The sequence below is a fragment of the Bradyrhizobium canariense genome (assembly GCF_018130465.1).
GTDB classification, from domain to species: Bacteria; Pseudomonadota; Alphaproteobacteria; order Rhizobiales; family Xanthobacteraceae; genus Bradyrhizobium; species Bradyrhizobium canariense_C.
This window is the reverse complement of sequence record NZ_JAFCKJ010000015.1, coordinates 166,178-179,718: the sequence shown is the minus strand read 5'-3', so window position 1 is coordinate 179,718 and position 13,541 is coordinate 166,178. Positions and strand designations below refer to the sequence as shown.

Here is a 13,541-nt window from a genome sequence, read left to right as displayed (position 1 = left end):
CCGCTACGACAGGTTGGGCCTGCTTTTCGCCGCCCAAAGGCATGACGCCGCCCTGCCGTACCGGTGCAAGTCCGGTATGTCCCCAAAAATACAATCCGCTTCAAAGGGACGTCAAAAATGAGTTCTAGTCTCCTCACCAACTCGTCTGCAATGACCGCGCTGCAGACCCTCCGCAACGTCAGCTCGCAGCTTGCCACCACGCAGAACCGGATCTCGACCGGCCAGCGCGTGTCTACCGCGTCCGACAACGCCGCCTACTGGTCGATCGCGACCTCGATGCGCTCCGACAATGCCGCGCTCTCCGCGGTCTCCGACTCGCTCGGTCTGTCGGCCGCGACCGTCGACACCGAATATACCGCTCTGGGCTCGGTCATCGGTGACAAGGACTCCGGCCTGACCAAGCTCCAGGCGCTGCTGGTCGAAGCCAAGACCGCCGGTATCGACCGTACCAAGATCCAGGCCGACATCACCCAGATCCAGCAGGATATGAAGCTCAAGGCCAACTCGGCGACCTTCAACGGCATTAACTGGCTGAGCACGACGACCGGCACCACGCCGACGAGCTTCAATCTGGTGTCGTCCTACTCGCGTGTCGGCGGTACGCCCACCATCGGCTCCATCACCGTGACGACCGCCAATTACTCGCTCTACACCTCGACGCAGACCGGCATTCTGGACACGGCCGGTTCGTCCGCTCCGTCGATCAACACGATCAACATCTCCGCGCTGACCGATTCGGCGGCTGACCAGACCACGCTCGATGGCTACATCGCGCAGGTCACCGCCGGGATCAACTCGGTGGCCTCGGCCGCCGCCAATCTCGGTGCCGTCAAGAACCGCATCGCGACCAACACGGAATTCGTCAAGACCCTGATGGACTCGGTGGACCGCGGTGTCGGTCAGCTCGTCGACGCCGACATGAACGCCGAATCGACCCGCCTTCAGGCCCTCCAGACCCAGCAGCAGCTCGGCGTTCAGGCGCTCTCGATCGCCAACCAGAACAGCCAGAGCATCCTGTCGCTGTTCAAGTAAGCCTCGGCCTTGGAAACGACCGTGCTCCCACGGGAGCGCGGTCCCCGCCATGAACGGCGGATGTGGCGGCACATGACGTGCCCGCAATCGACCTCTCGACGCCAGACTTCATGCAACACGTCACCGATCGCGCTGGCCTGCGCTCGCGCGCCCGCTCGTCGCTGCTGAACCAATTGCGTCACCCGAGATTCTTGTAAAATTGCAACGCCTCGCCTGCGAACCGACACATTCGCGTCCTCGCGCAACCTTCAGACAAGGTTCGCAGCAGACTGTCGTCCACGGTCGCATTGGTACGAGGTCATATGCTCAGTCGTGCGCAGCTACAGCAGCTGCTCAACAATCTGCTGGAACTTGGACCGCGGCGTCTGATGGCCTTGGGCCTGATCGGCTTTGCCGTTCTCGTTACCGTCGTCGGCGGCGCCTACTACCTGAGCCGGCCTGAGTTCGAAACGCTCTATACCGGGCTTTCCCGCGAGGACGTGACGCGCATGGGCGCCGCGCTGCGCGAGCAAAACATCGCCTTCGACGTCAATACAGCCGGCGACGCGGTCTCGGTGCGTCCGAGCCAGACCATGCAGGCGCGGATGCTGCTCGCCGAGAAGGGGCTGCCGACCAGCGCCAATTCCGGCTACGAGCTGTTCGACAAGATCGGTTCGCTCGGTCTGACCTCGTTCATGCAGGAAGTCACCAAGCTCCGGGCGCTGGAAGGCGAGATCGCGCGCACGGTGCAGTTGATGAAGGGCGTGAAGGCGGCGCGGGTGCATATCGTGCTGCCGGTGCGGGGGTCGTTCCGCGCGACACAGCAGCCGCCTTCGGCATCGGTCGTGCTGCGCACCGACGGCGCGATCGAGGCGCGCACCGCGCAGTCGATCCGTCATCTCGTCGCGGCTGCCATTCCGGGCATGAGCCGCGACAAGGTCACGGTGCTGGATGCCGACGGTTCGATGCTGCTGGCCGAAGAGGACGAGGCCACTGCTGCTCCAACCAAGATGGCGAGCCTGCAGAAGACGGTCGGCGGGATGGTGCAGGAGAGCATCCGCAAGGCCCTGACGCCGTATCTGGGCCTCGACAATTTCGAGGTGAGCGTCTCGCCGCAGCTTTCTACCGACAAGCGGCAGATCAACGAGACCGTCTACGATCCTGAGAGCCGCGCCGAGCGCTCGGTCCGGAACGTGCGCGAGAAGGAGTCTTCGCAGAACGCGGACCGTTCGCAGCCGACCACGGTGCAGCAGAACCTTCCCGACCAGCAGGTGAACGCCGGCGGCACCAAGAATTCCAGCGAGGACAAGACCCGCCGCGAGGACGTCACCAATTTCGAGGTCTCGTCCAAGACCACGACGACGGTGAGCGACGGCTATTCGGTGAAGAAGCTGTTCATCGCCGTGCTGGTCAACCGCGGGCGGCTCGTTGCCGACCTCGGCGACAAGAGCAACCAGGCCATCGTCGACAGCAAGCTCGCCGAGATCAGCCAGCTCGCGGCCACGGCCGGCGGGCTGGACAAGGCGCGTGGCGACCAGATCCAGGTGACGGCCGTCGATTTCATCGAAGGCTCGCGCGAACTGGCGCCGGTGCCACCGATCAGCTTCGTCGAGATGATCAACAAGCAGCTCGGCAGCGTCATCAACGCGGTCACGATCCTGGCCGTGGCTTCGATGCTGGTGTGGTTCGGGCTTCGGCCCGCGGTCAACGGCATTTTGACCCATCGCGCGGCGCAGGAGCAGACCGAGGCGGCGGAAGCCGCCCAGCTCGAGGCGGCCGCGGCTGGAGTCCTTGCATTAGCGGACAGCGAGGAGGCCGAACTCAACCTGGTCGAAGACCTCGAAGGCAAGATGCAGCGAACGCCGCAGAAGCGGTTGGAGCAGATCGTCCGTCTCGATCAGATGCAGGCGGCAGCAATCCTTAAAGACTGGATGCGACGCGAGGAGGCGGCATGAACGCGGCAATCGGAAAACTTCTGACGCAGTTCGACGCGAACGGGCGAGTCAAATCGCCGCCACCTCCGCCGCCGCCCAAGATCCAGGATGTGCTGACGAGGCCGAAGGAAGTCCGGCGCGAGCCTCAGCCTCAGCCTCAGCCTCAGCCGCAGACCCATTCGCAGCCGCAGCTTCAGTCGTCGCCTCCGGCGCCGAAGGCGGAAGCCCCGGCGGTCAATCTCCTGGACGATGCCTATCGGCGCGGCCACGCGGCCGGCGTAGCGGAGGGAGACGCCAGGATCGCCGAGGAGCGCGTGCGCAGCGCGATCCGGCTCGGCGAGGAGCGGGCCAAGTGGTCCGACCAGCAGGCGGTCGCGATCGTCAGCGGCTTCGAGACGGCTTGCCGCGAGATCGAGACCAACATCGCGAGCTCCGTTGCGCGGATATTGCTGCCGTTCCTCGCCGAGGCGGTCCGCGACAAGGCGATCGGGTCGCTGGTCGAGCAGATTGCGGTGCTGACCGGCAATTCGCCGGTGCCGGTGTTCAAGGTCACCGGCCCGAGCGAACTGCTCGACCTGGTGAAGACGCAGCTCGAAGCTAGCAGGCGAACGGGCATCGAGTACGAGGCCGCTGATACTTTCGAGGTTCGCGTCGTAGCCGACCAAACCGTGATCGAGACGCAGATCACGGCCTGGAGCGAGCGCCTGAAAGAGGCGCGCCGGTAGTCCGTCATGAATGAGGTCAAGTCAGAACTCGTCATCATCCGCCGGCGGAGCGCCTTCGACGACGAGAAGCCGCACGGCGGCGTCTGGAAGATCGCCTATGCGGACTTCATGACCGCGATGATGGCGTTCTTCCTGGTCATGTGGCTGATCAATGCGCTCAACCAGGATCAGAAGCAGGTGGTCGCGAGCTATTTCAATCCGATCAAGCTCGCGGAGAACGCACCTGCCCCGAAGGGGCTCAAGGATCTCTCCAAGAAGGAGCCGTCGTCGTTCGATGGCCAGGACGGCAGGCGTCAGCCGGGAGGACCGAGCGAGGAGCGTCGCGGTGACTCTCCGACGGCCGAGAAGCCGCCCTTCTACGAGGAGAAGGTCCTGTTCCGCGATCCCTATACGACGCTCGCCGAGATCGCCAGCAGCGCGAACCAGGCCTCGGGCCAGCGGCGCGCCGGCGCTCTGACGTCCGCCGAAGAAGATGGCCTCAAGGGAGGCGACGCTTACCGCGATCCCTTCGATCCCGGCTATTGGAAGCTGGCGCCGCAGGCATCCAAGGATGCCGACCGCTTCATCGAGGGCGAGCCCAAGCCGAATGCGTCCGCGCGCGACGCTGCGTCCGGCACAGGCCAGGGTGAGCCGCAGGCACGCCGAGCCAAGCAGGACGATGCCGGCGGAAGCGTGGCTCCCAACGCCGATGCGTCGTCCGCAAGCCTGTCGCCCCTGCTGCCGCCGGGGCCCGCGCCGTCGCAGTCTTCACGCGAAGGGAGCGCGCAGCCGGGCGCCCAGTCCGGCGTTCAAGCCACTGCCGCCGCGCAGCCGCGTCCCAACGATGCGACGAAGGAATCCGAGCCGCGCGACGCGGCTCAGACGCAGCAACCGGCGGTCAAACAGCTTCAGTCGGCGATCGCGGATGCGCTGTCAGACGTCAAGGCCGGCGCGGGACCGCTAGTTGAGGTGCGTCAGGTCGAGGAAGGCCTGCTGATCAGCCTGACCGACGATGCGAATTTCGGCATGTTCGCGGTCGGCTCGGCCGAGCCGCGGCCCGAACTCATCCGTGTGATCGACAAGATCGGCCCGCTGCTGACGAAGCGCCCCGGCATGATCATCGTCCGCGGCCACACCGACAATCGGCCGTACCGTTCGGAAACCTACGACAATTGGCGGCTGTCGACGGCCCGTGCGCAGATGGCCTATTACATGCTGGTCCGCTCCGGCGTCGACGCGCAGCGCATCGAGCATGTCGAGGGTTATGCCGATCGGCGGCCGAAACTGCAAAACGATCCGGCGGCGGCGCAGAATCGCCGGATCGAGATCATGGTCCGGGAGAAGCGTCCTTGATCAGGCCTCTTCTCCGCGCCGCGCTGCTGCTGCTGCCATTCACGGCGGCAGGCGCATTTGCCGAGCCGGCACTGGCACCGACGCCGGCCCCGGCCCCGGCGGCATCGACATCGGGCGAGCCGTATGAGCTCGTTCGCGCATTGCAGGCCGTGCAGGACGGCATCGCCAACGGCGATACCGCGGCGCACGGCAACCACGCCGCGTTGATCCGGCAGATCGGTGAAAAATTTCTCGCCGCCGATCCGGGCGTGTGGAGTAACCTGCAGAACGGTCAGGCCGCCGTGATCTACCTGCTCAGCGGCGGCGCGCCGCAAATCATCCGCAAGCTGCCGCGCGACAAGCTGAACGTCGACGGACGACTGTTCGATGGCGCGCTCGCGTATGTCGAGGGTCGTCAGGACGAAGCGCGCGAGCTGCTCAAGGACGTCAGGCCGCGGACGATTCCGTCGGGCCTGGGCGGACAGGTCGCGCTGGTCCAGGGCGCGCTGTTCGCACGCGCCGAGGCATCGCTCGCGATCGAGCGCCTGGATGACGCGCGCCTGCTGTTGCCGGGCACATTGGTGGAGGAGGCCGCGCTGCGGCGCGAGATCCTGCTGGTCGGGCAGGCAGAGGATTTCGACAAGTTCGAGTTCCTGACGCTGGCCTATATCCGCCACTACCGCAACTCGGTTTATGCAGGGGACTTCTGGCAGCGTTTTTCCACGGGCCTGACGCAATCGAGCCTCGCGCTCGACGAGCGTCGGTTTGCGCGGATCACCACCCTGCTGGAGCAGATCGACCGCGCGAGCCGCCTCAAGCTCTATCTCGTGATCGCTCGCACCGCGATGGTGCGCGGAGGGCTGCCCGTGACCCGGCTTGCCGGCGAACGCGCGCTGACGCTCAGCGCCGATGCCTCGGCGGAGCGGGAACGGGCGCATCTGTTCCGCGGCGTGTCGCGGGCGCTCACCGACGAATATGACGGCGGTCTCGCCGAGTTGAAGGTGCTCGACCGGTCGAAGCTGCCCGAGCGCGACATCCCCTTTCTCAATGCAACGGTGCAGCTCGCACTAGACGTTCGCAAGCCGTTCGCCGGCGGATCCGCCGCCGCAGCCGACAAGCCTCCGGTCACGCCGGCGCGTCTCGATCTCGCGTCGTCGACCGCAACGCTTGCTCGCGCGCAGAAGCAGCTCGGGGAGCTCGAACGCCTCACCAGGGATCGCCGTCCATGACGAAGCTCAGTGGAACCTCCGGACAGGTCTTTTCGGGTCTCGCCGAAAGCCTCAACATGCGAGGCGCATCGCGCTCCGGCAAGAGCGCCGGGGCGAAAGCGCAGGCGGACTCGTCCTTCAACGATCTGCTGCACACCGTCTCGAATCTCGCGAAGCGGGCGCTCAGCGACGAGGGCAGCGACACGGCCGTGAAAACCGGAACGCTGCGGACGCGCCTGGCGCATCAGAGCGAGAAGGACAACGCGAAGGACGAGACGGTACACGAACGTACCGCGGCGGCCGAGCAGCCCAGCTCCAGCGAGAAGTCCACCGAGAAATCTTCCGACAAAAAGACCGACAAATCGTCCGGGAAACATGGACCCGTCGACCATGCCGAGCAGGCCGACGTCCAGAGCCGATCGAGCATTGCCGCGATCGTCGGACAGGAGATCGTCGCCGCGCCGGTCGTGAAGCCGCAGATGCAAGCACCGGCCGGCGACAAGAAGGATGCGTCCGGGCGCGACGAGCGGTCTTCGACGACAAAGCGCGAAGTTCAGGCCATGGGCACGGCGAAGGCGACGACAGCCGACTCCCCATCTCCCGTGGCACCGACGGCCGCGCACTCGCAGGCCGCGGCTTCGCACGCGACGGCCACCGCCCAGGCGGCATCGACGCACGGCAGCGAGCCATCGCCGAAGGCAACGGCACCCGGCTTCGAGGCCGTCGCGGCCAATGTCGAGCGTGCTGCCAAGGCCTCGGCGCGGGACGCATTGCCCGAGACGACCAAGGTCACTGTGGTCCAGCAGGAGACCCATCTGCCCCCGGCGCAGTTCAACGCTCCGCAACAGGTTGCCAATGCCGTCGTCGCCGAGCTGAAGGAATCTCCGGCACCGACTGCGTCCGCAGCTCCAGATCTTGCAGCGTCCCAAGCCAATGCGCCGGATCAGCCGCTCAAGATCCTGACTATCAATCTCGAGCCGCCCGCGCTCGGCAACGTCACCGTGCGCCTTCGCCTCGTCGGCAACGAGGTGTCCGTCCACCTTGCCGCCGAGCGCAAGGACACGAGCCAGATGCTGGACCAGCAGCGCGATTCGATCCGCGAGCTGATGCAGTCGGCGGGCTACGTCGCCGACGTTGCGCCCGTCCAGCACGGCTCGCTGGATGGATTCCAGAGCGGCTCCGGCCAGTCGCAGCCGCAGCTTTCGGGCCAGCAACAGCCCTCGTCGCAGTCGCAAGGCACGTTCGACGGCACGAGCAATTCGTCGGGACAATCGGACGGTGGCGCGAAGCAAGCCCGGCAGGAGCGCCAACCCAACCAGGAGACGCGTCATGACCAGGACGTGGCGCCGCAGATTCGTCGCGGCCCTGTTTATCTGTAACGCCGGCGCCGCGGCCGCGGCGACCGACAACGCGCGCCCCTGCGAGCGCGAGATGGCGCGTGCGTCCCAGCAGCACGGAATTCCGCTCGGCATTCTCTACGCGGTCGGCCTGACCGAGACCGGACGGCGCGGCGCGCTTTATCCTTACGCGCTCGGCGCCGACGGGCAGACCGTGTTCGCCAAGGACATGAACGACGCGATCGCGAACTTCGAAGCCATGCGAGCTAAGGGGATCAAGCTGATCGACCTCGGCTGCATGCAGATCAACCACTACTATCACGGCGACAAATTCGCCTCGGTGCGGGCGATGTTCGATCCCGCTGGGAACGTCGACTACGCCGCGCGCTTCCTGAAGGAGCTGAAGCAGCGCGAGGGAAGCTGGACCATGGCAGTCGCCCGCTACAATGCGGGCCCCAACAACCAGCCGGCGCAGAAGCGCTACGTCTGTCACATCGTCGCTCATCTCGTCTCCAGCGGCTTCGGCGCGTGGACCGACAAGGCGCGCTCGTTCTGTCAGCCCAAAACGACCTGAAGGGACGGCATCAAGTTGTGCATCGTTCCCGATCATCAGCTCCGCGCAAGCAACAACCCCCATTGTAACAGCAACCTACCAAAGGAGCCCAATTCATGAGCCTGTATGGTGTTATGCGCACCGGCGTTTCCGGGATGAACGCGCAGTCCAACAAGCTGTCGACGGTTTCGGACAACATCGCCAACGTCAACACCACCGGCTACAAGCGGGCTTCGACCGAATTCTCCTCGTTGATCCTGAAGAGCGGCTCGGGCAATTACGATTCCGGCGCGGTCGAGACCACGGTCCGCTACGCCATCAGCGATGCCGGCAATTACCAGTTCACGACCTCGGCGACGGACCTCGCGGTCCAGGGCAACGGCTTCTTCGTCGTGCAGGATCCGAACGGCAACAATTTCCTGACGCGCGCCGGCGCTTTCGTGCCCGACAGCACGGGCAATCTCGTCAACTCCGCCGGCTTCCAGCTGATGGGCTACAACATCGCGAACGGCGCGACGCCCACCGTCGCCGCCAACGGCTTCGGTGGCCTCCAGGTCATCAACGTCAACCAGATGGCGCTCCAGGCGTCGCCCTCGACCAAGGCGACGGTCGCCGCCAATCTCGATCCGAGCGCCGCGATCATCGCGGGCCCGCCGGGTCCCGGCGCCTACACGTCGAAGACCTCGGTCGTCACCTACGACAACATCGGCAACGCGGTGACGGTCGACGTCTATGCGGCGAAGACCGCCGCGAACACCTGGCAGATCCAGCTCTATAATTCTGCCACCGGCACCGCGCTCCCGGGTGGTCTCAATACCTTCACCTTCGACGTCACCGCAGCGGGCAAGGGCAAGCTGGCCGCCGCAAGCCCGACATCGCTCACTGTGACCATCCCGGGCGGCTCGTCCTTCAACATGGACCTGTCGGCCATGACCCAGGTCGCCTCCAGCTTCGACTTCAAGGCGGTCGTCGACGGCAACGCTCCGTCCGCGGTGGAGAAGGTGAACATCGACGACAAGGGCGTGGTCACCGCAGTGCTCAAGAACGGCACCGAACTGCCGAGCTTCCAGATCGCGCTCGCGAACGTTCCGAGCCCGGACCATCTGACGCCCGAAGTCGGCAACGTCTACTCGCCGAACCTGGATTCCGGAAACGTGCAGGTCGGCCTCGCCGGCCAGGGCGGGCTCGGCACCATCCAGTCGGGTGCTCTGGAAGATTCCAACGTCGATCTCGCCGACGAGTTGACCGCGATGATCGAGGCGCAGCGCGGCTTCACCGCGAACTCGAAATCGTTCCAGACCGGCGCCGACTTGCTGGACGTCGTCGTCAACCTGAAGCGCTGAGTCTCTCGGCGCTCGTTCCCGGCAAGAGCAGATCATGAACCTTACCGCCGCTCTCGAATCCGCCCGCTCCTCGCTGATGGCGTCGGGCATCCAGTCGTCGGTCATCTCGCGCAACATCGCCGGTGCCAGCTCCACCGGCTATTCGCGCAAGATTGCCGTGCTGGACAACCTGCCCGGGACCGGCGTCTACGTCGCGGCGATCCAGCGTGCCGCCAGCTCGGGCCTCTACACCAACGTGCTGAGCGCAACCTCGTCGTCGGCCAAGCAGAGCGCGATGCTCGACGGTCTCCAGAAGATCGCATCTGCCACGGTGGATGATCCGGAGCTCGACCAGTCGCCGACGGCGCAGCTCAATGCGCTGAAGAAGGCGCTGCAGCAATATGCCAACGCCCCGGACAACACCACGCTGGCGCAGGCGGCGGTGACGTCCGCCAAGGACATGGCGACCGCGCTCAATCAGGCGACCCAGACCGTGCAGTCGGTCCGTGAGGGCGCGGATGCCGACATGAATACGTCGGTTCAGAACATCAATCGGTTGCTCTCCCAGTTCCAGACCGTGAACACCGCGATCGTGAAGGGAACGATCTCCGACGACGACATCACCGACTACCTCGACCAGCGCGACAGCATCGTCTCGCAGCTGTCGCAGGAGCTCGGCGTCACGATGTCGACCCGTCCCAATGGAGACGCGGCGCTCTATACCGACAGCGGCGCCGTCCTGTTCGACAAGGTGGCGCGTACGGTGAGTTTCGCGCCCACCAACGCTTATACGGCCGGCACCACGGGCAATGCGGTCTATGTCGACGGCGTGCCGGTGACCGGGGCCAATTCAGTGATGCCGCTGAAATCGGGCAAGCTTGCGGGCCTCGCTCAGCTGCGTGACCAGGACACGGTCACCTATCAGAGTCAGCTCGACGAAATCGCGCGCGGCCTGATCAATACCTTCAAGGAAAGTGACCAGTCAGCTGTTCCGACGCTGCCCGACGTTCCCGGTCTCTTCACCTATCCCGGCTCGCCGGCGATGCCGGCGAGCGCTACCGTTTCGGTGGGCCTCGCCGGCACGATCTCGGTTGCCGCATCGGTCGATCCGGCCCAGGGCGGCAATCCCAATCTGCTGCGCGACGGCGCGATCAGCGGCAACATCGCATACCAATACAATACCGCCGGCAACGGCGGCTACTCGGCCCGGCTGCAGCAGCTCATCGGCGGCATGGATGCGTCGCAGCCGTTCGATGCAACCACGCAAGGCAAGCCGAACGGCAGCTTGATCGACTTCGCGTCGTCGTCGACGAGCTGGATCGAAAACCAGCGCAAGACCGCGGACTCCAACGTCACCTACCAGAAAACGCTGCTCGACCGCAGCACCGCGGCGCTGTCGAACGTCAGCGGCGTCAACATGGACGACGAAATGTCGTTGATGCTTCAGGTCGAGCGCACCTATTCGGCTTCGTCGAAGATCATCTCGACCGTCGACGAAATGTTGCAGAGCCTGCTGGCTGCCGTGGGGAATTAAGTCATGATGAGCGCGAACTACATCTCGACGCTGATGCTGTCTTCGTCGTTGAGGTCCTCGATCACGAACAATCAGGCCGCGCTGGCGAAGGCCTCGAAGGAAGCCACCACCGGCCGCTTCGCCGATGTCGGCCTCGAGCTTGGTGCCACGACGGGAAGCGACGTCAGCCTGCGGGCGGACCTGAGCTTCGCCGATCAGCTCGTCGATACCAACGGGCTGGTCTCGGGACGCCTGGACATAACGCAGAGCCGGATCACCCAGCTTGGTTCGACCGCAACGGACTTCCTCAAGGACTTGATCGCGGCCCGCAGTACCGACGGCGGCGGGCGGATCATCCTGCCGCCTGCGTCCTCCAACCTCCAGGATCTGATTGGCGCACTGAACGTCTCCTATAACGGCTCGTTTCTTTTCTCGGGCGTCAACACGCAGAACACGCCGATCACGGCCTACACCGCGGGCTCGGCCAGCAAGAACCAGGTCGACTCCGACTTCCTTGCGACCTTCGGCTTCTCGCAATCCTCGGCCAGCGTGAGCACCATCACCCCGGCCCAGATGCAGACCTTCCTCGACACCACCTTCGATGCCGAGTTCGCAAGCCCGGCCTGGAACACCAATTGGTCAACGGCCACCGACCAGGTCATGCAAAGCCGTATTTCCACGACCGAGATCGCCGACACCTCCGTCAGCGCCAACCAGACGGGCTTCCGCAAGCTCGCCGAGGCCTACACCATGATGGCGGATCTCGGGAACACGAGCCTGGACCAGGCGACATTCCAGGTCGTCGTGGACAAGGCCATCGGCCTGGTCGGAAACGCCATCACTGACCTTGCCACCCTCGGCGGCAACATCGGCACGGTCCAGCAGCGGATCACCTCCGCAACCGACAAGCTCAAGACGCAGCAGGACATTCTGAACAATCAGATCGTCGGTATAGAGCAGGTCGATCCGACGGAAGCGTCGGTCAGGGTCAACACCTTGCAGACCCAGATTCAGACCGCACTCGCGCTGACGTCGCAGCTCCAGAAGATCAGCCTCATCAACTATCTCTGAGCCAAGGCTCGTTTGGAAGACTCGCAATCCATGTCCCGTTATTTGGTCTTCTGTGCAGTGTGGTCCCGATGACTTTTGAAGCCTATGAAGCGGTCGTCGACGAGAGCGGATATGAGGCGCGGGGCCGCGAGCGGCAGGCGCTCAGTCTCGGCATCGATCGGCTCGAGCGGATCCAGAAGGGCCGCTTCAGCCTCGAGGATCTGGTTGAGAGCCTGCTCTATGTGCGGCGGCTGTGGACGATCTTCATCGAGGATCTCGCGCATCCGGAAAACGGCCTTCCGGAGAAGCTGCGCGCCGACATCATCTCGATCGGACTATGGGTCGTCAAGGAAGCCGACCGCCTTCGCGAAGAAAGATCGAACGACGTGGTGCAGCTCATCGAAATCAACCGCCTGATCCGAGACGCTCTTTGATGAAGATATCCTTGCGAGCGGGCGAACGGGTCTACATCAACGGCGCGGTGCTGCGCGTGGACCGCAAGGTTTCCGTCGAGCTCGTCAACGACGTGATGTTCCTGCTCGAAGGGCAGATCATGCAGGCCTCCGACGCCACCACGGCGCTGCGGCAGCTCTATTTCATCGTCCAGCTCATGCTGATGAATCCGACCGACGTCCGGGATGCTTCGGCTCTCTACGGGCAGCATCACGCGGCCCTGATCGCGGTGTGCGAGAGCCACGAGATGCTGACCGGACTTGGCGCGGTCGACGAGCTGGTGGGGGCGACCCGTTACTTCGAGGCGCTCAAGCGGATCCGGGCGCTGTTTCCGGTGGAGCAGGCCATCCTGGCCGGCGCCACGATCGTTTCCCCATTCGAGGCTGCCTGACAGCGGAGAGGCACATGAACGTCACCAGCGCTACCGATAGCACCAGCAAGTCGTCCAGTTCGACCAGCTCGACGACGTCGACGTCGAGCACCGGCGTCGACTACAACACGTTTCTTCAGCTCCTCATCGCGGAGATGAAGAATCAGGATCCGACCAATCCGATGGATACCTCGCAATATATGAGCCAGTTTGCGCAGCTCTCGTCGGTCGAGCAGGCGATGCAGACCAACACGAAGCTCGACGCTCTGCTGTCTTCGCAGTCGCTGTCGCAGGCCGACGGGCTGATCGGAAAGACCGTCAGCTTCACGGACTCGACCGGCGCGAGCTTCAGCGGCAAGGTCGCTTCGATTTCCATCAACAGCGACGGCTCCGTCGCGACGCTCGAGAACGGCACGAAAGTCGCGATCGGTCCCGGTCTCACGATCAGCCAGTCATGAACGAACGGGATGCTCTCGACATCGTGCAGGCGGCGATCTGGACCATCATCGTCGCCTCCGGGCCTGCGGTCGGTGCCGCGATGCTGGTCGGCACCATCATCGCGCTGATCCAGGCTCTGACCCAGATCCAGGAGATGACGCTGACCTTCGTTCCGAAGATCATCGTCATTCTCCTGGTCGTTGCCGTCTCCGGCTCCTTCATCGGGGCCCATCTCTCCACCTTCACCGAGATGGTCTATTCGCACATCGAGCGCGGCTTCTGATCCGGGCGGCCCTGGCCACCTCCTGCCACCACC

Annotated in this window: 14 protein-coding genes; all 14 read left to right on the top strand. The window is 64.6% G+C overall.

Annotation, left to right across the window (positions count from 1 at the left end):
• Nucleotides 1-117 precede the first annotated feature (117 nt).
• The 14 genes from JQ591_RS30295 to fliQ all read left to right on the top strand — a co-directional run bounded on the left by JQ591_RS30295 (nt 118) and on the right by fliQ (nt 13,508).
• Complete coding sequence (locus JQ591_RS30295) at nt 118-1,032, top strand: flagellin (RefSeq protein WP_211399638.1); 915 nt, start codon at nt 118-120, stop codon at nt 1,030-1,032.
• A gap of 302 nt (nt 1,033-1,334) precedes the next feature.
• A complete protein-coding gene (gene fliF, locus JQ591_RS30290) occupies nt 1,335-2,966 on the top strand; it encodes a flagellar basal-body MS-ring/collar protein FliF (protein ID WP_211399637.1) in 1,632 nt (543 codons plus the stop codon).
• A complete protein-coding gene (locus tag JQ591_RS30285; RefSeq protein WP_211399636.1) occupies nt 2,963-3,670 on the top strand; it encodes a hypothetical protein in 708 nt (235 codons plus the stop codon). Before fliF ends, JQ591_RS30285 begins: the two co-directional genes overlap by 4 nt.
• Before the next feature lie 6 nt (nt 3,671-3,676).
• Nucleotides 3,677-5,002 (top strand): MotB family protein, encoded by a 1,326-nt coding sequence (locus JQ591_RS30280; RefSeq protein ID WP_211399635.1) that lies wholly within the window; start codon nt 3,677-3,679, stop codon nt 5,000-5,002.
• Nucleotides 4,999-6,210, top strand: a complete 1,212-nt coding sequence (locus tag JQ591_RS30275; RefSeq protein WP_211399634.1) for a chemotaxis protein — start codon at nt 4,999-5,001, stop codon at nt 6,208-6,210. The genes JQ591_RS30280 and JQ591_RS30275 overlap by 4 nt, the downstream gene beginning before the upstream one ends.
• Nucleotides 6,207-7,568 (top strand): flagellar hook-length control protein FliK, encoded by a 1,362-nt coding sequence (locus JQ591_RS30270; RefSeq protein ID WP_211399633.1) that lies wholly within the window; start codon nt 6,207-6,209, stop codon nt 7,566-7,568. The genes JQ591_RS30275 and JQ591_RS30270 overlap by 4 nt, the downstream gene beginning before the upstream one ends.
• The gene (locus JQ591_RS30265) at nt 7,519-8,100 is read left to right on the top strand and encodes a transglycosylase SLT domain-containing protein (protein WP_211399632.1); all 582 of its coding nucleotides are present in this window, start codon (nt 7,519-7,521) and stop codon (nt 8,098-8,100) included. Before JQ591_RS30270 ends, JQ591_RS30265 begins: the two co-directional genes overlap by 50 nt.
• Before the next feature lie 95 nt (nt 8,101-8,195).
• A complete protein-coding gene (locus tag JQ591_RS30260) occupies nt 8,196-9,422 on the top strand; it encodes a flagellar hook protein FlgE (protein ID WP_211399631.1) in 1,227 nt (408 codons plus the stop codon).
• Between the two features lie 34 nt (nt 9,423-9,456).
• Complete coding sequence (gene flgK, locus JQ591_RS30255) at nt 9,457-10,935, top strand: flagellar hook-associated protein FlgK (protein ID WP_211399630.1); 1,479 nt, start codon at nt 9,457-9,459, stop codon at nt 10,933-10,935.
• A 3-nt stretch (nt 10,936-10,938) separates the two neighbouring features.
• Nucleotides 10,939-11,985 carry a flagellar hook-associated family protein gene (locus tag JQ591_RS30250; RefSeq protein WP_211399629.1) on the top strand — a complete coding sequence of 349 codons (1,047 nt, stop codon included), beginning with the start codon at nt 10,939-10,941 and terminating at the stop codon, nt 11,983-11,985.
• Nucleotides 11,986-12,053: 68 nt separating this feature from the next.
• The gene (gene flaF, locus JQ591_RS30245; protein ID WP_211399628.1) at nt 12,054-12,398 is read left to right on the top strand and encodes a flagellar biosynthesis regulator FlaF; all 345 of its coding nucleotides are present in this window, start codon (nt 12,054-12,056) and stop codon (nt 12,396-12,398) included.
• The gene (gene flbT / locus JQ591_RS30240) at nt 12,398-12,808 is read left to right on the top strand and encodes a flagellar biosynthesis repressor FlbT (RefSeq protein WP_211399627.1); all 411 of its coding nucleotides are present in this window, start codon (nt 12,398-12,400) and stop codon (nt 12,806-12,808) included. Before flaF ends, flbT begins: the two co-directional genes overlap by 1 nt.
• A 14-nt stretch (nt 12,809-12,822) precedes the next feature.
• Complete coding sequence (gene flgD / locus JQ591_RS30235; RefSeq protein WP_211399626.1) at nt 12,823-13,245, top strand: flagellar hook assembly protein FlgD; 423 nt, start codon at nt 12,823-12,825, stop codon at nt 13,243-13,245.
• Nucleotides 13,242-13,508, top strand: coding sequence for a flagellar biosynthesis protein FliQ (fliQ, locus tag JQ591_RS30230; protein ID WP_211399625.1), 267 nt, complete (start codon nt 13,242-13,244; stop codon nt 13,506-13,508). Before flgD ends, fliQ begins: the two co-directional genes overlap by 4 nt.
• The last annotated feature ends 33 nt before the right edge of the window (nt 13,509-13,541 follow it).

Bases quoted from the DNA above. Each gene is read 5' to 3' on its own strand.
- JQ591_RS30295 (WP_211399638.1), top strand. From the start codon at position 118: ATGAGTTCTAGTCTCCTCACCAACTCGTCTGCAATGACCGCGCTGCAG.
- fliF (WP_211399637.1), top strand. From the start codon at position 1,335: ATGCTCAGTCGTGCGCAGCTACAGCAGCTGCTCAACAATCTGCTGGAA.
- JQ591_RS30285 (WP_211399636.1), top strand. From the start codon at position 2,963: ATGAACGCGGCAATCGGAAAACTTCTGACGCAGTTCGACGCGAACGGG.
- JQ591_RS30280 (WP_211399635.1), top strand. From the start codon at position 3,677: ATGAATGAGGTCAAGTCAGAACTCGTCATCATCCGCCGGCGGAGCGCC.
- JQ591_RS30270 (WP_211399633.1), top strand. From the start codon at position 6,207: ATGACGAAGCTCAGTGGAACCTCCGGACAGGTCTTTTCGGGTCTCGCC.
- JQ591_RS30265 (WP_211399632.1), top strand. From the start codon at position 7,519: ATGACCAGGACGTGGCGCCGCAGATTCGTCGCGGCCCTGTTTATCTGT.
- JQ591_RS30260 (WP_211399631.1), top strand. From the start codon at position 8,196: ATGAGCCTGTATGGTGTTATGCGCACCGGCGTTTCCGGGATGAACGCG.
- flgK (WP_211399630.1), top strand. From the start codon at position 9,457: ATGAACCTTACCGCCGCTCTCGAATCCGCCCGCTCCTCGCTGATGGCG.
- JQ591_RS30250 (WP_211399629.1), top strand. From the start codon at position 10,939: ATGATGAGCGCGAACTACATCTCGACGCTGATGCTGTCTTCGTCGTTG.
- flaF (WP_211399628.1), top strand. From the start codon at position 12,054: ATGACTTTTGAAGCCTATGAAGCGGTCGTCGACGAGAGCGGATATGAG.
- flbT (WP_211399627.1), top strand. From the start codon at position 12,398: ATGAAGATATCCTTGCGAGCGGGCGAACGGGTCTACATCAACGGCGCG.
- flgD (WP_211399626.1), top strand. From the start codon at position 12,823: ATGAACGTCACCAGCGCTACCGATAGCACCAGCAAGTCGTCCAGTTCG.
- fliQ (WP_211399625.1), top strand. From the start codon at position 13,242: ATGAACGAACGGGATGCTCTCGACATCGTGCAGGCGGCGATCTGGACC.